General features: G+C 67.5%; 15 protein-coding genes and 2 tRNA genes. 12 read left to right on the top strand and 5 right to left on the bottom strand.

The window, feature by feature from the left end:
- The first annotated feature begins 242 nt into the window (after nt 1–242).
- On the top strand, nt 243–773 hold the full coding sequence (locus tag IEY99_RS05795) for a YbhB/YbcL family Raf kinase inhibitor-like protein (RefSeq protein WP_189199930.1): 531 nt from the start codon (nt 243–245) through the stop codon (nt 771–773).
- A 64-nt stretch (nt 774–837) separates the two neighbouring features.
- On the opposite strand, the gene IEY99_RS05790 is transcribed toward IEY99_RS05795, so the two are convergent.
- Nucleotides 838–1,551, bottom strand: a complete 714-nt coding sequence (locus tag IEY99_RS05790; protein WP_189199928.1) for a class I SAM-dependent methyltransferase — start codon at nt 1,549–1,551, stop codon at nt 838–840.
- Between the two features lie 397 nt (nt 1,552–1,948).
- Here IEY99_RS05790 and IEY99_RS05785 point away from each other — a divergent pair, with 397 nt between their 5' ends.
- Nucleotides 1,949–3,781: a DUF6311 domain-containing protein gene (locus IEY99_RS05785; protein ID WP_373293305.1), complete on the top strand. Its 1,833-nt coding sequence runs from the start codon at nt 1,949–1,951 to the stop codon at nt 3,779–3,781.
- Nucleotides 3,782–3,863: 82 nt separating this feature from the next.
- Here IEY99_RS05785 and IEY99_RS05780 read toward each other — a convergent pair whose 3' ends face one another.
- Nucleotides 3,864–4,649, bottom strand: a complete 786-nt coding sequence (locus IEY99_RS05780) for a hypothetical protein (protein WP_189200677.1) — start codon at nt 4,647–4,649, stop codon at nt 3,864–3,866.
- 344 nt (nt 4,650–4,993) lie between these two features.
- On the opposite strand from IEY99_RS05780, the gene IEY99_RS34000 reads away from it, so the two are divergent.
- Nucleotides 4,994–6,862, top strand: coding sequence for a peptide deformylase (locus IEY99_RS34000; RefSeq protein WP_229798146.1), 1,869 nt, complete (start codon nt 4,994–4,996; stop codon nt 6,860–6,862).
- 2 nt (nt 6,863–6,864) lie between these two features.
- On the opposite strand, the gene IEY99_RS05765 is transcribed toward IEY99_RS34000, so the two are convergent.
- Both IEY99_RS05765 and IEY99_RS05760 read right to left on the bottom strand, forming a co-directional pair.
- Nucleotides 6,865–7,977 (bottom strand): globin domain-containing protein, encoded by a 1,113-nt coding sequence (locus IEY99_RS05765; protein ID WP_189199924.1) that lies wholly within the window; start codon nt 7,975–7,977, stop codon nt 6,865–6,867.
- A gap of 173 nt (nt 7,978–8,150) precedes the next feature.
- Complete coding sequence (locus IEY99_RS05760; protein ID WP_189199922.1) at nt 8,151–9,572, bottom strand: hypothetical protein; 1,422 nt, start codon at nt 9,570–9,572, stop codon at nt 8,151–8,153.
- A gap of 451 nt (nt 9,573–10,023) precedes the next feature.
- On the opposite strand from IEY99_RS05760, the gene IEY99_RS05755 reads away from it, so the two are divergent.
- The 4 genes from IEY99_RS05755 (at nt 10,024) to IEY99_RS05740 (ending at nt 11,338) form a co-directional block, all read left to right on the top strand.
- A tRNA-Ser gene (locus IEY99_RS05755) sits at nt 10,024–10,114 on the top strand.
- Nucleotides 10,115–10,150: 36 nt separating this feature from the next.
- A tRNA-Arg gene (locus IEY99_RS05750) sits at nt 10,151–10,223 on the top strand.
- A gap of 238 nt (nt 10,224–10,461) precedes the next feature.
- On the top strand, nt 10,462–10,800 hold the full coding sequence (locus IEY99_RS05745; RefSeq protein WP_189199920.1) for a hypothetical protein: 339 nt from the start codon (nt 10,462–10,464) through the stop codon (nt 10,798–10,800).
- 79 nt (nt 10,801–10,879) lie between these two features.
- Nucleotides 10,880–11,338 (top strand): hypothetical protein, encoded by a 459-nt coding sequence (locus IEY99_RS05740; protein WP_189199918.1) that lies wholly within the window; start codon nt 10,880–10,882, stop codon nt 11,336–11,338.
- Nucleotides 11,339–11,820: 482 nt separating this feature from the next.
- Here the strand turns inward: IEY99_RS05740 and IEY99_RS05735 are convergent, their stop codons facing one another.
- Complete coding sequence (locus IEY99_RS05735; RefSeq protein WP_189199916.1) at nt 11,821–13,035, bottom strand: DNA sulfur modification protein DndB; 1,215 nt, start codon at nt 13,033–13,035, stop codon at nt 11,821–11,823.
- A gap of 825 nt (nt 13,036–13,860) precedes the next feature.
- Here IEY99_RS05735 and IEY99_RS05730 point away from each other — a divergent pair.
- The 5 genes from IEY99_RS05730 (at nt 13,861) to IEY99_RS05710 (ending at nt 18,248) form a co-directional block, all read left to right on the top strand.
- On the top strand, nt 13,861–15,048 hold the full coding sequence (locus IEY99_RS05730; protein ID WP_229798144.1) for a DNA cytosine methyltransferase: 1,188 nt from the start codon (nt 13,861–13,863) through the stop codon (nt 15,046–15,048).
- A 29-nt stretch (nt 15,049–15,077) separates the two neighbouring features.
- Nucleotides 15,078–15,521, top strand: coding sequence for a hypothetical protein (locus tag IEY99_RS05725; protein WP_189199912.1), 444 nt, complete (start codon nt 15,078–15,080; stop codon nt 15,519–15,521).
- Between the two features lie 32 nt (nt 15,522–15,553).
- Entirely contained in the window at nt 15,554–16,600 is a 1,047-nt protein-coding gene (locus tag IEY99_RS05720) for an AAA family ATPase (protein ID WP_189199911.1), read from the top strand.
- Between the two features lie 413 nt (nt 16,601–17,013).
- Nucleotides 17,014–17,805, top strand: a complete 792-nt coding sequence (locus IEY99_RS05715; protein ID WP_189199909.1) for a hypothetical protein — start codon at nt 17,014–17,016, stop codon at nt 17,803–17,805.
- A 17-nt stretch (nt 17,806–17,822) separates the two neighbouring features.
- Entirely contained in the window at nt 17,823–18,248 is a 426-nt protein-coding gene (locus tag IEY99_RS05710) for a very short patch repair endonuclease (protein WP_229798142.1), read from the top strand.
- The last annotated feature ends 599 nt before the right edge of the window (nt 18,249–18,847 follow it).

Genomic DNA, 18,847 nt, shown 5'->3' with positions numbered 1-18,847 from the left:
CCACCGGCTGCGCTCGGCGACCGATCACCACCGGGCACGGGGATCTCGGCCGCTCGAACCCGGTCGGATGTCTGACACAACTATCGCCCCGGTCAAGCCCGCGACCGCGCACTAGCTGTGCGTTTCTCACCGGGACGCCCGCGTGGCGGAACAGAACCGAAAGCTGTGCGACACGTCACTCGGATACTTTGGGGTCTTCGGGGCAGTCTGCAACCCATCCGAAGCCGGAAGGACGATCGAGCATGAGCTTGGAGCGCGCCGAAGCACCCGATCCGTACGACATCCTCCCGCCGGTTCCTTCCTTCGCGGTGACGAGTACGGACGTCACCGACGGGCAGCCACTCGACGAGCTGTACGCGCATCCCAGCGTCGGTGGCAAGAACCTCTCACCGCAGCTCTCCTGGTCCGGCTTCCCCGCCGAGACCCGGGGCTTCGTGGTGACCTGCTTCGACCCGGACGCGCCGACGGGCAGCGGGTTCTGGCACTGGGTGGTGGTGAACCTGCCGGCCTCGGTCACCGAGCTGCCGCGTGGCGTCGACCCGCTGCCGGACGGCGCCTTCACCATCCGCACCGACTACGGCGAGGCCGGGTACGGCGGCGCCGCGCCACCGCCGGGTGACCGCCCGCACCGGTACGTCTTCGCGGTGCACGCCCTGGACGTGGACCGCCTGGAGGTCGGCGAGGACGCGACCCCCGCGTACGTCGGCTTCAACCTGGCGTTCCACACCCTGGCGCGGGCGACGATCCGCCCGACGTACCAGGTCCGGGGCTGAGCCCGGGCGACACGAGAAAGCCCGCCGGGTCGAGGGACCGGGCGGGCTTTCTGGTGCGCGTGGGTCAGCCGGGAACCTTGGCGACCACGAAGACGGACTGGCCGAACGGCGGCTTCACGATGCTCTCCGCGGCCTTGGTGACCGGGAGCACCAGGCTGTCGTAGATCTTCACCATCGGGCCCTCCTTCGGGGCCAGCTTGAAGATGCTCGTCGCGGTGTAGTAGCCGATGAGGCCGAGCGCGTTGGCGTAGTGCAGCTTCTCGATGGTGAGGCCGGCCTCCGTCATGGCGGCCCGCATCGTCTTCTTGGTGTAGCGGCGGATGTGGCCGGTCGCGATGTCGACCTGGCTCATCGCGAACATGAACGCCGGGACGATCAGGATGATCCGGCCGCCCGGGCGGACCAGCTCCGCCATGCTGCGCAGCGCGCCGACGTGGTCCTCGATGTGCTCCAGCACGTTGTAGGACACCGCGGCGCTGTACTCACCCGCGGCGTCGGACGCCGGGAGCAGCATCTGCCGCACGTCGATCTTGTCGTGGTCGGCCAGGCGCTCCTTGAGCTGCACGAGCCGGTCCGGGTCCGCCTCGGTGGCGGTGAAGCGCGGGACGTGCTGCGCCCACTCCAGGGCGTAGTCGCCGAGACCGCTACCGATCTCGATCGGGTTGTCTCCCAGGTACGGGAGAGCCAGCTCGACGAACCATCGACGGTGGTTCACGGCCATGGCGAGGCCCTCGAGCACTTCGGACTGGATCCTCTGGTCTCCAGTGATGTCTGCCATAAGTAAGGTTTCCCTCGTCTTGCCGATCCGAGCTGACAGCGGGACCGGAAGAGTTAAGCATCCGCTGCGCGCAACCGAAAGTTGAGCGGGGGGTGACCGCTCTATTTTTGCCTGATTGAGACGTTGACCCGGGGGTACCCGGGGCCGTTACCCATCATGCACCACCTAGGTCAAGCTGCGGTAAAACGCTGTCTCATATCGGGTGCGTCACGCCTGGGTCACCGTCACAACACCGTTACCAACCTCCGTTAGGCTCGCCGATGCTATGACGATTACGGGTATTGACTCGACAGGCCACTCGCCCGGCGGGAACGTTCTGCCGCCGGATCCCGGGGTCGCCGCCGAAGACCTGGATGCGGAGCTCAAGGCCCTCGAAACCGAGGTGGCCGCCGCGCCGATCACGGTCATACCCGCAGATCGCACGGGGGTCGAGCCCGAGCCGGAGGTCGCACCGCGGCCGCGGTGGTGGCGCTCTCTCACGTGGCGAGATGTCCTCGCGATTACCACCTTCATTGGGGTAGCGCTCTTCGTCACCGCGCCGTTGTGGCTGAATCTTGATCATGAGTTGCGCGATGATCCACAGGATCACGCATTCTTTGAGTGGATGCTGGCGCACGGTGCCCGCGTGGTCACGGATGGCGTTTATCCGTTCTTCTCCGATCGCATGAATTACCCCGATGGGGTGAACATGATGGCCAACACCTCGGTGCTGGCCGTTTCCCTGCCGATGACGCCGGTCACTGTGATGTTCGGTCCGCATGTGGCGTTCAACGCGTTTCTCACGATGGCCTTGGCGTTCACCGGCATCTCGTGGTATCTGGTGCTCTCGCGCCAGTTCGTGACCTCCCGGCTGGCCGCCTGGGTGGGCGCGCTGTTCGCCGCCTTCGCGCCGAGCATGATCTCGCACGCCGGCGGGCACCCCAACATCGTCTCGCAGTTCCTGGTGCCGCTGATCATCTGGCGCACGCTGGCCCTGCGCACGCCCGGCCGCGCCGTACGCAACGGACTTCTCCTCGCGGGCCTGCTGGTCTGGCAGGCGTTCATCAACCTCGAGATTCTCTTCATGACGGCGGTCGGCCTGGGCATCTTCTGCGCCGTCATGGCCGCCACCCGCCGGCGCCGGAGCGAGGTGATCCCCTTCCTGCGCGCGCTCGGCGTCACGGCCGTCACGACGCTGGCCCTGCTCGCCTACCCGCTCTACGTGCAGTTCTTCGGCCCGCAGAGTTATCAGGGACTCTCCGAGCTGGTCCGGTACTTCGGTGCCGACCTCGGCTCCTTCACCGCGTACGCGCAGCGCTCGATCGCCGGCAACAGCCTGACCGCCGCCAAGCTCGCCCAGAACGCCGCCGAGGAGAACGCGTTCTTCGGGTGGGGCCTGGTCATTCTCTTCTTCGGCCTGGTGGCGTGGATGCGCCGCAACGTCGCCGTGGTCGCCCTGGCCGGCCTCGCGGTGTTCTTCGGCGCGATGTCGCTGGGCCCGCGCATCCAGCTGAACGGCGTGCCCACCGAGGTTCCCGGCCTCTGGTCGCTGCTGCACAGCGTGCCCATCCTGAGCTCGGCCGTGCCCACCCGCTGGGCCATGGCGATCGCTCCGATGATCGCCATCGTCCTCGCGCTCGGCTGCCAGAAGGCCTCGGACCTGATGAAGGCGCAGCCCTCCTCCCGCGGCCTGGTCCGGGCCGGGATGATCACGGCGGTGGCGATGGCCCTGGTGCCGCTGGCGCCCACCCCGCTGCGGACCGCTCACATGGAGCCGGTGCCGGAGTTCGTCACCTCGGGCGCCTGGCGGCAGTACATCGACGACAACCACACGCTGGTGACCCTTCCGCTGCCGGACCCCAACTACCCCGATCCGCTGCGGTGGAGCGCGTACACCGGGCACGACATGCGGATCGCCAGCGCGTACGCCCTGCTGCCCAGCCAGAACCCGCTCGACCCCACCGACCGTACGGCGCTGTTCGCGCCGCCGTGGCGGCCGACGAGCGGCCTGATGAGCTCCATCAAGCAGGGCAACCCGACGCCGGACATCACGCCGACGCGGCGCGAGATGACGCTCGCCGACCTGCGCTTCTGGAAGGCCGGAGCGATCGTGCTCACGCCGCAGGAGCGCGACATGGAAATGCTGCGCGCCATGACGAAGCTGCTCGGCTTCCAGCCCACCTGGACCGGGGGCGCCTGGGTCTGGGACGTGCGCGACCTCGTCGACGACCCCAAGGCGATGCTGGGCTGAGCCCGCGAGGCTCGCCAGGGCGGTGCTAGGGCTGGCCCGTGAGGCGTCGTCGAGCGACGCCCGGGCGGCTTCCGGATGCGCCTCAGTGCTGCTGGATGCAGCAGCCCATGCAGATCTTGGGCTTCGGCAGGGTGAACGCGAGGCAGCAGGTCTTGCGCTGCACGTCCAGCCGTCCCGCGTGACCCGGGACCAGCTCGATGAGGTCCTCGACGCCGAGCGCGCCGAGCAGCGTGCCGATGTTCTCGGCCGAGGAGCCCGGCAGCACGTCCGCCGCGCGCAGGACGGCGTACGCGACGCCCGACGCCAGCGAGCCCAGCAGGGTGCGCTTGCCCAGCCGGACCTTGCCGTGGATGGCGTCGAGCAGGAGAGTCAGGTGCTCGTCCAGCAGTGAGCGGCGGAGCTCCTCGAGCAGGGCCGCCTCGGTCGGGACCACCCGGACCTCGGCGAGGCCGCTCAGGGCCAGCGGGTCCGACGGCAGCACCGCCACCGTGACGTCCGGGTGCAGCCCCAGCGTCACCAGCGGGCGCGGGTCGTCGAAGTGCATCAGCACGTCGGTGCCGGTCAGCAGCGGCACGCGCCGGGCCGAGACCCAGCCCAGCACCGCAGGCAGCGCCAGCCAGTAGGTGTACGCCTTCCAGGCCAGGGCGGCGGCCGCGTGCGGCTGGGCCTGCCAGCGCTGCCGGGAGGAGTCGAGCAGGGTGTCCAGGGCGCGGCCGGTGAGCTCGGCGGCGGGCCGCCAGCCGGTCGGGTCGTCCACGAGCAGGTCGGGCGCCAGGCCCGGCAGCTCCGTCGACGTGCCGAACATGGCCCGCAGGGTCTCGGTGACCGGGGCGAGGGGGCGCTCGGCGAAGGCGGAACGCCCGGCGATCGCGCGGTCGAGAGCGGTGGTCACGGGCGGCCGCCAGTCCGGTGGGAGCAGAACGTCATCCGCCGGATCACCGCTGTCACCTCGCCCGTCGCCGCAGAGGGCCTCGCTTGTCAGGACGACCCACCGTACCCGATTAAGGCTAGCCTAACCATGCCTAGGAGCGGCCGGGAACCGGGGTCACAGGCAGGTGTTCTTCGGGCCAATACCCCGAGCAAGGGTGACCTAACGGAGCGTTGCGACGTTGCCGCTTTCGTCAAGGCATCTGTCGGCAACGCGCTACTTGCCCCATGCGGACACCGGAAGGCGTGGACACTGAAATTCCTGTCGCAAAGGGGACATCCGTGATGACCACCTCGCCAGTCGAGAGGGCCGCCGACCAGTTCGTGTCGGCGCTTGCGCAATGGCGGGTCGAACGCGGGATGACAAAGAAGCAGCTCGCCGCCCGGATGGGCTTCGACCCTTCCTACGTCAGCCATGTCGAGGGACGCCGGCACAAACCCACCGAGGACTTCGCCAGACGCGCCGAAGCGGTCCTGGCCGCGGGGGGTGCGATCTGGCAGCGATTCCAGGAGTACGACGAACTGCGTCACGCTCGCGGTGCGGCGCTGCACCGCGACCCTCCCGTGCCGGTGCAGTGGATGCCGCCCGGCACCGGGCTCATCGTCGAACAGGAGGTCGCCGAGCTCACGTACACCGACGGGGCCTACCGCTGCCGGATCCGGCGCGCGCTCTACAACGCCGGTGTCGAGCCGGTCACCCGGTACCTGGTCAAGATCGCGGTGGACCGGTACCCGCACGACCCGGCCGGCTCCAACCGTCACCACCGGCAGCATCCGCTGAGCTTCGAGGAGATGGACCTGAGGGCCGTCGCGGGCGAGGGGGGCGCGGCCGAACCGATGCACTGGCGGCTCAAGCTCGACCGGGACGCGGCCAAGGAGGTCTGGCTGCTGTTCGCGAACGATCACGGCCAGTTCCCCCTCTATCCGGGAGAGCGGACGACGATCGAGTACGCCTACACGGTCGGCGAGGAGAAGTGGGGCCAGTGGTTCCAGCGGGCCGTGCGCCTGCCCACCCGCAATCTCACCGTACGGCTGAACTTCCCGGTCGAGTTCGAGCCGCAGGTGTGGGGTGTGGAGACGTCCCTGGCCGCTGAGGTACCCGTACGGACGCCGCTTGAACGTCACAACGACGCCGAGCGTGCCGTCTTCGAGTGGTCGACCGACGCGCCCCTGCTGAACGCCCGCTACCGCCTGGAGTGGCGCTTCCGCGGAGAGTCCGCACCGGGGTCGGGCGACGGTGCCGCGCCCCGTGGCGAGGTGCCGGCGCCGTCCACGCGGGACGTCGCCGCGCCGGCGACCTCCACCCACGACGGTGTGCGGGCGTGGGTCTCCCACGACGGGGTGCCCGGGACGTTCGGCGAAGGGATACCGGTCTCGGCCGGTGTGGCACAGAGCGCGGGGGCATACGGCCCTGGGCAGCACGGGGAAGAACACGGCCCCGGGCCGGGCGCGGGGGCGTACGGCCCTGGGCAGGGCGGCGGGGCATACGGCCCTGGGCAGGGCGCGGGGGCACACGGTCCGGTGCGGATGCCGGCGGTGCAGGGTTCGGTGCGGAGCCATGCCGGCGGACAGGCCCGGGCCGAGAAGAACGGCCACGAGCTGAGAGCGAGCCAGCGTATGCGCGGACTAGGCATCGTGCAGCGCGGCGCGGACCTCCTGCGCCAGCGCGCCCGGCATTTCCAGCTACCCCGCGAGGAGGATGACGCCCGCGAGGCCGTCGACGCCCTGCGGGCCTCCTTGGATCGCCTCGAGGCAGTGCACGACTTCAGCAAGGGAGTCGGGCTGGCCGCACCGCAGATCGGCATGCCGGTCGCCGCGGCCGTGGTACGCCCGCCCGAGCGCGGCGCCGAACCGGTCATCCTGCTGAACCCCCGGGTCGTCGACGAGTCCGGCGACGCCGACGAGCAGTACGAGGGATGCCTGTCCTTCTTCGACTACCGCGGGCTGGTCATCCGGCCGCTGCGGGTCGACGTGGAACACGCCCGGTACGACGGGACAAGGGTGATCACCTCCTTCGAGCGGGCGATGGCCCGCCTGGTCAGCCACGAGATAGACCACCTGGAGGGCCGGTTGTACGTGGACCGGATGGCCACGGACGCCACGCTCGTGCCGGTGGAGGAGTACGGCCAGACCGGCCGGCCGTGGATCTACTAGGCCTAGGCGTCCGAGAAGCTGTCGTACTTGATGCGGATGGAGGGAACCTGCAGCTCGGCCAGGGTCTTCAGGGTCGCCTTGACCATCGGGCCCGAGCCGGAGACGAAGAAGTCGTGCTCGTTCCAGGGACCGTAGCGGCCGACGACGTCGGAGATGTTGCCCTGCTCGCCCGGGAAGGTGGGGTCGTCACTGCACGCGGTGACCACAGAGAGCCAGGGATAGCGGGCGGCCAGGCGGTTGAGCTCGGCCAGGTCGTACAGGTCGTCGCGGTTGCGGGCGCCGAAGAAGACGTGCACCCAGCGGGTGCGGTTGTATCGGGTGAGCTCCTCGAGCAGGGACTTGATCGGGGCCAGTCCGGTCCCGCCGGCGACGAACACGGCGTCCCGGGTCGAGCGCCGGTCCAGGTTCATGGAACCCATCGGCGCGGCCAGCTTGATCATGTCGCCGACCTCGAGCCGGCGGACCAACGCGCTGGAGACCCAGCCGGCGCCGATCGCGCGTACGTGGAACTCCAGGGTGTTGTCGCGCCGGGGCGCGTTGGCCGGTGAATAGGTGCGCCACAGCCGGGGTTGGAAGCGCGGGCACTCCAGGCTGAGGTACTGGCCCGCGCGGAACTCCAGCGGCTGCAGCGGCATCACGGTGAAGACGGCGATGTCGTTGCCGCGGCGCTCGTGCGCGATGACCTCGGCGTGCCAGTACGGCGGATTGGTGTCGGCCTCGGCCCCGGCGAGCATCTTGGAGGCGATGACCGCGTACGCGTCGGCCCATGCCTGGTCGTACTCGACGCCCCACTGCTCCCCGGCGAAATGCCGCATGGCCTCGATCAACGCGCCCCCTACGACCTCGTAGTGCTGCGGTTCCACGTGGAACTTCCGATGATCACGGCCCAGGGCACGCAGGTAGTCGTCGAACCTCTCCGGATCCTCGAGCGTCTGCACCGCCGTGACGATGGCCCCGAGCAGGCGCGCACGCTGAACATCCATGTGCACGGGGAACAGGTCTCGCAGATCCGGGTGCGACAGGAAGATGCGCGCATAGAAATAACCGGCGACCTTGTCCTGATGCTCCTCGACGAGGCTCCAGCTCTCCTTGAGCAAACGTGCGAGGTCTCCCATGCCCTTAGGGTCGCCAGCGCGGAAGGTAACGCATCGCACCCTAAGTGCGACTTAGACCGCACAATTGCCGACACTCGGCGCGTCGCTTGCCCGAAAAGGTCCTGATGTGCCTGGGCTTGAAGCCACCCGTACGGATTAGGCCGTCCGTCGATTACTTTTCCCGGGCTGGGTGGCTAACGTGCTACGTCGGCGGCGCCCGCGGTCCGGTAGAAGAGCGTGGCCCGAGCGCCGATGGTTTCCGCGGCCGCACGCCCGGCCAGCACCGCGGCGAGCAGGCTGGTGCCGGGAAAGAGCCGGTTCGCCGCGCGCAACGCCGCCCAGCCGCCGGCGTGCGGGCCGACCATGCGACCCAGCCGCCGGACCGCATCGGCCAGGCCGGGGCCCTCGTCGCGGCGCCCCTGCGCCGAGGTCAGCGCCGCCTCGGCCTCCTCCCGATCCGGGTGCACCCGCGTCATCACCAACAGGTCCGCGGCCCGCGCGGGATCCGCCGGATCGATCCCGTACGCGGCGGCCACGTGCAGCGCCAGCTCGGCCTGCGTCAACGCCGCGGCACCGAGCAGGGCGAGCGGGGCGTACGAACCGGCGACCGCGGCGAAGACGCTGTTCACGCTGCCGAAGCGGGTGAACCGGGCCACGGCGAGGCGGGCGATCCCGTCCGGAGTCGCGGCGGGGTAGGCGGTACGGGTCCGCTCGGCCCACTCCGCGGCACGCGGGCCGATCGTCTGCACGGCGGCGAGGGCGAGCAGCTCGGGCGAGTGGCCCGGGTCGGCCAGCAGCCGCGCCCACGCCTCGTTCCGCAGTTCTGCCGCCGCGGGGGTGCGGTGTTCTGCCGCCGCCGGGCGCGCCGCGGGCGTCCGTTGCTCCGTTACCGGGGGGCGCGTTGCGCGGGTTTCAGTTGCCGCCGCGCCCGTTGCGGGCGTCCGTTGTCCTGTCGCCGGTGGGGTGGCTGCGGGCTTGGCGGACTCCGTGTCCGTCGATTCCTCCGGCCGGGAGGGAAAGGTCGAATGCACGGGGGCGGCAGCCCCCGGCTGCCCCGGGGCCGTAGCCGGGGGCTCGGCAGCCGGGGTTGTCCCCCCGGCCCCGTCCCGGGAAGCCGCGCGGGAATCCACCGCGGCCGCCTCCTCCGCCGCGGCCTGGCCCGTCACGGCGGCCTGACCCGTTACCGCGGCCTGGCCGGTTGCTTGTGTGTGCGCCTTTTCCGGCGTCTGCGTGCCTGCCGCGGCCTGCTCGTCGGCGGACGGGTTGGGCTCGTCCGGGACCGTGGTCACGTCCGGCTCGACGACGGCCGGTGCGATCTCGGCAGCCGCGGCCTTGACCGCCTTCTTGAGGGGCTCGGCCTTCTTGGCGGGGCCGGCCTTCCGCGGCGCCGCCTTCCTGGCCGTTCCCGGCGCGTCGGCGGTCTTGGGCGCCGGGTCGGCGGTCTCGGGCGCCACGTCGGCGGCCTGGGGCGATGTGGCCTTCGGGGAGTCGGCAGCCTCGAGCGGGGCGGTCTCCTGGGCGACCGCCTTGCGAGGCGTGGTCTCCCTGGCGGCGGCGACCTTCTTGGCCGGTGCCTTCTTGCGCGGCGCGTTCTTCACGGGAGTTGCCTTCGTCACGGTCGGGTCGGTCGAGGCGGGCGCCGCCTTCTTCGCGGGTGCCTTCTTGGCCGGGGTGCGCTTGCGGGTGGGGGGAGATTGCTCGCGGGACCGGGGCGGGGTCTGGCCCTGGGGGCTGAAAGGCGCGTCTGCTTCTGGGGGTCGTGTGCCCGTACCTGGAGAATCGCCGGCAGCCGGCGGCCGAAAGGTCACCGAGGGCGGCGATGTGCGGGGTTTGCGGGCCGGCGGCGAGGAGGACTCGGCCTGCTCAGACGTGCTGAACGCGGGTCGAGGCGTCCGCTCGCGGCGCGGGGGCGGCTGGTTCTCCTCCATGCCGTCGCAGCCTATCCTGGCCGCGGCGGTTTCACCGATGGAAAGACGCCCCGACCGGCGCGGCGCGCGGAGGGGATCCTCTTTGCCGGGGCCTCGGGCCGTCCGGTATCCTCGACGGTCGGTGGCCTGAAGCCACCGGGGAGACTTCGCCTAGTCTGGTCTATGGCGCCGCACTGCTAATGCGGTTGGGGGCTTATACCCCCTCCCGGGTTCGAATCCCGGAGTCTCCGCGTGTCGAGCCGGTGTGTATGCTGGCGAAGCACCGAGCGCCCGTAGCTCAATGGATAGAGCATCTGACTACGGATCAGAAGGTTAGGGGTTCGAGTCCCTTCGGGCGCGCAAGACAGAAACGGCCTCCTACCGCAGGTGGGAGGCCGTTTGTCGTTGAGGCTGGGCCAGTAGTGGGAGCTGGATGGTCTCGGGTAGCAGAATTGGCAGCAGAAACCGAAAGTGTGTGATCGCTACCGATCGATCTCAACTGCTTGGTTTCTGCGCCTGCTGGTCTTGGCACGTCTTCACCTGTCCGCCGTACCGCAACCTTGAGCGCTACTCCGGCGACCCGGCCGCTCTGTCTTCGATGCGCTGGCCCGCCTCCAAGACGACATACCAGCAGCTCATCACCGCCACCGTCGAACGGCTGGCCGCTGACCGGTTCGCCACCGGGGTCATCGGAGAGGTCCGCAACTCCGCCGGCATGCTCCGCGGCCTCGTCCCGCTGACCGTCGCGGCACACGAGAAGGCCGGCGCCCGCTTCTTCAACGACGCCATCCTGCTCAACGTGATCGGCACAGCCGCTGCGTGCCTTCCGCAGCAGGGGGAGCTGGTCGCAAGGTCGGCCGCATCAAGAGCGACCCCCGTACCGCCACGCGCCATCGAAGAGGGCGGCCTGACAGCACCCGCCGCGCAAGCAGGTTGAACGCAGGCCCTCGGCCAGCCCGTGACCTCCACGTAATCGAGCTCTCAAGTTGGCGATGGATGGTGCCGATAGTGCATCCATGAACAGGACAACCCTCATGGCCGCGTGCAGCCTCATCGCGGGTGCGGTTCTCGGGCTGGTGCCGGCGGGTGCCGCCCAGGCCGCCGACACGTCTCCCGCCCGTGGCGACGAGAAGCCCATGAGCGACATCCGGATCGAGAGCGCCTACTTCTCTCGTGGGGCGGTCGTTCTCAAGAGCGAAATCATCGTTCCCCGTAGCGTGTCCAGGAAGGCCGCCTGTCACGGCAGCATCGTGGCCGTCGTTCGCCGCGACGGCGCGGTGGTCGGGAAGAAGCGCCTCTCCATCATGAAAAAGCACCTCACCAACATGCACACGTGCTGGATTTCCGGAAACGTGCCGGCGGCAGGTGGCAACAAGGGCCTTCGCATCACCGTCACATTCGGCGGCAACGACAAGATGGGCCCCTCCCAGGCGTCGGGCAAGGTGCTCCCGCGCGTCCCACGCGTGGGAAGCTGAGCCTTCGCTGGGCGCGGGACGGCATGCCGGCGCCAGCCTGTCTGATCGACGAGAGAGGTCGGTTCCACCAGGTCGATACAAGATCCGCCGCCCGGTGCTCAACGGATTCCCGCGGGGGTGCAGACGCCTGCTGCAGCGCCTCCCAGCGGTGTTCTTCGAACAGGAACTCCTCGACACGGGCGAACTCGTCCTGCGCCCGGGCCGGGGCGGGCGTTCCGGGCACTTCGGAGACCGGTTACTGCGACTCGGGCGGGGACGTTCCGGGTCCGAGGTGGCCGCCACCCCGCCGGTCCGGGCAAGCCGAGCAGACCTCCGCCGCCGTCCGCCAGCCCGGCGTCAAGGACGCCTCGACGTGGTGGGCGCCAGCGCCGGCCTGCTCCCAGAGGCGGGGTCGAAGGCGACGGGATAGCGTTGATCTAGCGGCCATGAAACGCACATGCGGCGGCCGCCTTCGGCCGCCGCATGTCGAATTTCAGTCAGATTCAGGCAGTCGCAGATGCCGAGACTGGCGCCGGCGAAATCGAAGCCGTACTGCGGCGGACACGGTGGTAAGCTCCACTCTCGACGTTGGTCAACGCGTTGTACACCGCGTACGCGACCTCCTTGGTGCCCTTCACCGAGAAGGCGCCCGTCAAGGTGTAACCGCCAGCGATGCCGTCCCAGTGGTTGCCCTTAGCCCAGTCGACGGCGCGCAGGGACTCAAGCATGGTGGTCATGCGCTGACCGCGGGTGTAATCCGGCGTCTTGAGCAGGTCATGGCCCATGGCGCCAACGGCGGCGAGGACCGGTCCGGTAGCGGCCAGGAACTCTTCCCGGTTGGTGATTTCACGCTCAAAGGTGTTGAAGAAAGCGCCGATCCATTCTCCTGCGACAGTGGTCAGTTCAGGCATGTCAACGTCTTCGAGGGGGGCCGGCCGAGCGCCATACTGGATACCGCTCTTGCCCTTGGCCACATTGATCACCATCTGCCGGAGCGCCTGCAAGGTGACGACCTTCGCGCTCTTCTTCGTCAGCTGCCGGGCCTGTCGATCCACCCGGCCGTGCAGGAAGGGAATCCCGGATTCGACATCCCCGACGACCTGCATGATCGGATCTCGGGCATCCATTGACAGGCTGAGACTGGTATTGGGGCGAACGGCCAGAACGTTGAGATCGTAGAAGTACTGCCGGGCGGCGCGGATGTCGATTCCGTGGTGAATGACGGCCGCCAGTGGCAGCCTCCGATGCTTTTCCTTCACCTCTGCGGGGACGGCCGCGGCGTTGCCGAGCGCGTAGTGCGCGGTCAGCTGGGTCTCGCCATCGATCGCCAGCAGCCGCTCGCCGTTGGGCACGACGATGTATGTGTTGCCGCCGGTGTTGATGACCTTCATCAGATCGCCGGACCACAGGTGCATCGGAGGCAGTACTCCGATGTTGCCCTGCACCAGTCGTTCGATGTAGGCCCGGTACTTGGGTACGTTGGCCTTCTTGCCACTGCTGAGCGCACGCTGGATCAACTCATGGATCGACTGCTCGTGCTCGAGCTCGTCGACGTCGGCAACACCGCGCCTGGCGTTCGGCTGCAGTAGGACCGGGTCGCGGGTGATTGTCTTGACCTGTCTGAAGTTGGTCGTGGCCAGGAAGGTGTGATCGTCAAGAGTAATGCCCTTGACGTAGGAGCCCATAGAAAGGTCGAGCTCCTCGATTGCGGTGGTCATTGCAGACCCCTTCTCCGCGTGTGCGGATCTTGGGCCCGTCGGCTAGCATGGGGCTGGGAACGCTACCTGCTCAGCTACGGGCGGGTGGTATGCGGCCGGCCTCGAGTTCGCCCTCGGGGCCGGCCTTTCTGGTCTCGAGCGATTCGATCGTGTTGGTTACTCCGCTCGACAGGCACAGTGTTACTCCTCGGGAATCCGACAGCAAGTCCGGTCACCTTCCCGAGTAGCGCTTCATCCTTCCCGAGATTCGGATCTTGAACTCGGGAAAGGACTGAGTGAACGCTTCCGGCTTCCGATCTTCCATTGTTCCAGGTGAGGACTGTCGAGCCGCAATCGCTAGTCCAATTTGATCACGCTGGCTCCAATTGATTTTCACCTCCCGGCCCGGGCGGAAGTCCGCGTTGCGCACGTGCATGGGCCTCGGTGTCGTGCCATGCGTGCGCCATGAGCGCAACTTCGCCACCTTAAGAATTCTGTTGGTTAGGGGCAAAGTTATATGAACCGGGCAGGCGCACCAGAACCAACATCGTCGATGAACCGATGCGACCGTCGGAAAACCTAGATCGGCCCGCATCCGTGAGCCAGGTAGGATCCTCAGCGCGCTGCTCTGGCCCAATACTGCTGAGGCCGGGGTGGCGGCATGCCCGGGTGGGGCGCGGCAGTGGCCACCAATGCCGGCCAGAGGCCGGTGGGGCCCTCAATTCTCCGGTCGTCTGGGAGACTGCCCGGGCGCGGCAACCCGATCATCTGGGGACCGCTCTGATTGGATGGGGACGCCCACGTCATGGGGGTGGCCGTGGCGCACAGCGAACGGAGGCACGGCGAGTGCGTATCGCGGGATTGTTCGCCGGCATCGGCGGCATCGAACACGGGTTCCGCGAAGCGTTGGGACCGAACCAGGTTGAGACCGTACTGCTCTGCGAGAACTGGCCGCCGGCAGTACGTGTCTTGCGGAGCCACTTCGAAGCTGAGTATTGGCACGACGATGTGACGACCCTCGAGGTGCTGCCACCGAACCTGGACCTCCTGGCCGCCGGCTTTCCTTGCACGGATCTTTCCCAGGCCGGGCGGACGGCAGGGATCGCAGGTCAGCAATCCGGCTTGGTCTACAAGCTCTTCGAGCTGGTCGAGGGGGCCGCCCGCGCCGGTGCCGCGCCTGAGTGGCTGCTGATCGAAAACGTGCCCAACATGCTGGCGCTGTCCCGGGGGGAGGCGATGCGCTACCTCGTAACCCAGCTTGACGCGCTGGGATACCGATGGGCTTACCGAGTCGTCGACTCGCGGTTCACCGGCGTTCCGCAGCGGCGCCGACGTGTGATCCTTCTTGCCTCACGCGAGCAGGACCCCGGCGCAGTACTGTTCGCTGACGATGCCGGCACCCGGCCTGAAAGCGACTACTCGGAAGATGCCTTCGGCTTCTACTGGACCGAAGGGCTTCGCGGGTTGGGATGGGCCCAGGACGCGGTGCCGACCCTCAAGGGGGGCTCGACGGTCGGAATTCCCTCGCCACCGGCGATCTGGGCCAAACACGCGACGGCGACCCCGCAGATGATCGTACCTGGGGTCGAAGACGCGGAGGTCATGCAAGGGTTCCCCCGAGGCTGGACGGCAGCAGCGGAGGGGGACAGCCTGCGGCGTAACGGCCCCCGCTACAAGCTCGTGGGGAACGCCGTCACCGTAGGTGTTGCGCAATGGGTGGCCAGCCGGCTGCGCACCCCCGGCGACTGGGCGGGCGAGGGGAGTGTATGGGATCAGCGTGGCGCCTGGCCGGTAGCCGCCTACGGTGAGAGAGACAAGGTGATCGCCGTTGGCGTTTCTGAATTTCCGAGGCACCTGCCGTACACGCACCTCCGCGACGTAGTCGAGGTCACCACCGCACGGCCTGTCAGCCACCGCGGCATCGCGGGTTTTCGATCCCGCCTGATGCGCGGAAACCTCGGGCGGTATCCCGGATTCCGGGAGGCCGTTGATGCGCACTTTCGGGCAACTGCCCCGGCTGCCATGGCTGGCTAGACCGCGCTCGCGAGAGGGGAGAGCCAGGAATGACGTCTCTTGTCGACGATCTGCAGCGCCTGATTCCGGACCCAACTTCTCGAGCGCAACCTGATCCGACAGCCAAGCTGGATCTCGAGCATGCCTTCGCCGCAGCGCTGGGCGTGGATGCCAGTGCAGTGTATTCCGTGAATGTCCCTAAAGCGGGCAACCTATCGAAGGCGTTAGTTCAGTCGGACCGCGGCCGCAGGGCCTCCATCGCGGTGGCATTGGTTCTGCCGAGCGCTCAAATGGATCATGTCATCGACTCGGCCCGGAAGCGTGTCGGTCCTGGACAGAAACGGGCCCTCGTTCTGGTTTCCGAGGATCTGCATGGGATCTGGGTTGTCTCGGCAGTCGTCGAGCAGCCCGGTGGCCGCGTGGCTCAGCTCTGCGTGAATACTGGCCGGAACTCGTACTCGTCGAGCCTAGCGGTGTCGTGGTTTCACGGGTAGCGCCTCGCGCGTCGATGACCGTACCGTTGACGATGGACGATCGCACATTGCGGATGGCACGTCTTGCCGTTGCGACTTCACCAGCGGTCCTATTTGTAGGCCCCCCGGGCACGGGGAAGAACCGGCTGCTTGGTGAGATTCTGGAAGAGATACGCGTAGATCCAGAGGCATACGGATTCTCTCGCGCCTACCCGGTCGAGATCGAACCAGCGGAGGAGGGGTGGACGACCCGCGATCTCGTCGGCGGCGAGACGATCGAAGAGGGGAGCAGCCGGCTTCGATTCCGGCCGGGCCGGGTCTTGGACGCGATCGCCAACAATCGCTGGCTCGTAATCGACGAGGCAAACCGTGCCGACCTCGACCGAATCTTCGGAGGTCTTCTGACCTGGCTTTCAGGACAGGATGTCGTCGTCGGCAGAGTCTCGACGAAAGTTGAATCTCCGTTGGTGAGATTGCGTTGGGGAACCGAGGCCGGCAGCCAGGTAATGAACATGGAGCGTCTCGAAGCCGAAGATGTCGGTACCGAGCCAATCGACTTCATCGCCGGAACCGAGTTCAGACTGCTTGGAACCTACAACGCGTTGGACGCCCAGCGCGTCTTCCGCTTCGGGCTCGCGTTAGGCCGACGCTTCAGTCAGGTACCGATTCCTCCCGCGGCCCCAGATGCTTTTCGCGCCCTCCTCGTCGCGCAAGCCGCCGCTATCGTCGATGACATAGCTCGTCAACACGTCGTGACCGCGGTGGACGCCCTGTATCGCGCGCACCTGGCGACCCCGGGCGCTGCACTTGGCCCGGCCATGTTCCTAACCCTCCCGGAATACGTCCAGAAAGGGCTTCAGCTGGGCGATCTCAGTAACCTCGCGAAGGAAGAGGACCCGGTGTCCTCGCTGATCGCCGAGGGCTACCTCTTGGCAACCGGATCATGGCTAGCTCGGCTAGACCCCTCAACGGAGATACCCGCCTTGGAGGCCAGGCTCACATCGACCTGGATCGACCGGGACGGTGCACAGGTACCCGCGCCAATGTCCGCAGGTCAATGGCACTGGATCATGAGCCAGCTACCGATCATCGGCGGATGAAACTCACTATTCCGATCTCTGGATTGGAGGAGGTCCGCGGCAGCTGGGCAGGTAGGGGATCGTTGCTCTCCGCACTGGGCCGCGTCCAAGACGATCACGGCGAGATCTGGACGCCCACGCTTACCCGACGCCGGGCGGCTCGCCTCGTCATCGAGACTGTCCGGCCCCACCTTCAGGTTTGGCCCCTGTCGACACGGGGCTGGCTGGACGCGTTGCCAGCTGAGTCGCGGCATGACCGCTATGTAGCCGATAGGCCCGTAGGCGGAGTCTCATGGGCGGACACCCGCCGCCGGGGATGGCCCCCGCGTCAGTTCGACGTTCGCCGTCGACATCGGCTCGCCGACACCGTCCTCGTCTCTGCGACGCGCTGGACGGTGCAGGCACTCGAGGCTGCCGCAACTAGGGCACAAGCGGTGCACTCAGACGTTCTGGCCGGGCTGGAAGCGACGCTGTCCGCTGCATCCGGACTGCTGAAACGGGAGCCGCTCGCCTCTGCACCCGACGCGGCGCCGACCCGGACCGATCTCATAGCCCTGCGTACGGCAGGTCGTCCGTGGACGGCCGTTGCTGCTGTTGCCGAATATCTACGCATTTTGGAGCTGGACCCCACTCAACTAGCCCGGCTTCCACTACAAGCCGACCCTGCACTGGCGGATCGCCTGTTTCACGTCGCCGTCCTGGGCGTGCTCCTCCGTACCCTTCGGGAATGTGGGTGCTTCCTGAAGGTGCGGTCGCTCCCTGGGAGCCCTGTCGGCGTGCCGGTGTTCACCGTCACTACGGGAGAAGGGACCGTGTGGGACCTGTGGTTCGAAGCTGGGGCGGCATGGCGTTACTACGGCGTGCCCGAGCCCTTTCCCTCAGCGGTGATCGGGATCGCCGGTACTGGGGGCAGCCTTGGGGCTGATCTCGCCCTCATCCAGCCTGGCAAGGCAGCTTTCCTGATCGAATGCAAGTATTCGGAGAACCCTACGTATGTCGGTCGCAGCGGGTACGAACAGCTGCTGGCTTACATGACCGAGGCACGGAACCGACTCGCCGCCGAGGTCACCGGGATCTTGGTAGGACCAGCCGAGATAGTGACCAGACGGGGCAGCGCAGCAACCTCGGCCGGGACACTCCACGTCGTCGATCCCAACGACCTGAGTCGTTGCGTCTCAGACATGTTGAACGCCTCGCCTGCTGAGGCATCCCATCACGAACCTTGACGAGCCACACTGTCCCTGTGAGCAGGCCCATCCCAGGTTCGCCGGAAACCAGTCGACGTTTAAGTCGTCAACGCCGTCAGGACACCCAGCCGGAGGTGGCACTCCGGCGCGCGCTGCACCATCGAGGACTGCGCTTCAGAGTGCACCGCCGCCCGGTCGACGGGCTACGCCGCACAGTTGACATTGTCTTCGGTCCTGCCCGCGTCGCTGTTCAGGTGCACGGTTGTTACTGGCACGCGTGCGAAATTCACGGGACGAAGCCGAAGTCCAACGCGGCGTGGTGGGAGGAAAAACTTGCACGAAACCGCCAGCGTGACGCTGACACCCACAAGGCCCTGACGAACGCCGGATGGCTGGTCGTCGTGGTCTGGGAACACGAGGATTCCGAGGAAGCTGCATCTCGCATCCAAGCCGTCGTCCAGGCTCGTCGAGCTTCTACCTAGCCTAGCCATGGCTGATAAGCCTGTCGGGGAGCCAACCGTGGGAGCCGTGGAGACGGACGCGGCTCGGCGATTCGGAGTCGCAACGGCCAGCCCGTCTGTTCAGGTCTGCGCATCTGGACGAGCCCTACCGTGTATGACGGTCCCAGGAGTCAGAAGGGTAGGAGTTCGAGTCTCTTCGGACGTACAGAACAAATCTCTGATCATTTTGAAATCCTGATCAGGGATTATGGCGTTAGAACTGATTCTCGGACAGGTTTAGGGTCGGGATCCGCGCTGGTCACGTACCGCCGGGGCACCTCGTTAGTTCCAACCGTGCAGCCGCATGCCAGTCGGTTCCGATCTTGAGGTGCTGCTGAGCACAGGCGTCCCTGTGCTTGCGGTTCGGTTCATCGGGGTCTGGCGTTTGGGCGGCCGGTAGCGGAGCCTGCTCGGGCGCCCTGCGCCTGCTTGCTGTAGGGCCGTCGACGGTTGACTCGGAGACGTGCAAGGAAATCGGTCTTTCCGCAGCTCGTGGATGATGCGTGGACAACATCGGCTGGTGGAGCGCGAAGACGCAATCAGGCGGACCGCTGTGCGGATCGGGTTGTCAGCTGTCCCAG

The organism is Couchioplanes azureus, assembly GCF_014648355.1.
GTDB classification, from domain to species: Bacteria; Actinomycetota; Actinomycetes; order Mycobacteriales; family Micromonosporaceae; genus Actinoplanes; species Actinoplanes azureus.
The sequence above is the reverse complement of the archived record's forward strand: the minus strand, read 5'-3'. Positions and strand labels throughout refer to the sequence as shown.

Coding starts and splice junctions, on each gene's coding strand:
- IEY99_RS05795 (WP_189199930.1), top strand. CDS start 243: ATGAGCTTGGAGCGCGCCGAAGCACCCGATCCGTACGACATCCTCCCG.
- IEY99_RS05790 (WP_189199928.1), bottom strand. CDS start 1,551: ATGGCAGACATCACTGGAGACCAGAGGATCCAGTCCGAAGTGCTCGAG.
- IEY99_RS34000 (WP_229798146.1), top strand. CDS start 4,994: ATGACCACCTCGCCAGTCGAGAGGGCCGCCGACCAGTTCGTGTCGGCG.
- IEY99_RS05765 (WP_189199924.1), bottom strand. CDS start 7,977: ATGGGAGACCTCGCACGTTTGCTCAAGGAGAGCTGGAGCCTCGTCGAG.
- IEY99_RS05745 (WP_189199920.1), top strand. CDS start 10,462: ATGCGCTGGCCCGCCTCCAAGACGACATACCAGCAGCTCATCACCGCC.
- IEY99_RS05740 (WP_189199918.1), top strand. CDS start 10,880: ATGAACAGGACAACCCTCATGGCCGCGTGCAGCCTCATCGCGGGTGCG.
- IEY99_RS05735 (WP_189199916.1), bottom strand. CDS start 13,035: ATGACCACCGCAATCGAGGAGCTCGACCTTTCTATGGGCTCCTACGTC.
- IEY99_RS05725 (WP_189199912.1), top strand. CDS start 15,078: ATGACGTCTCTTGTCGACGATCTGCAGCGCCTGATTCCGGACCCAACT.
- IEY99_RS05720 (WP_189199911.1), top strand. CDS start 15,554: ATGGACGATCGCACATTGCGGATGGCACGTCTTGCCGTTGCGACTTCA.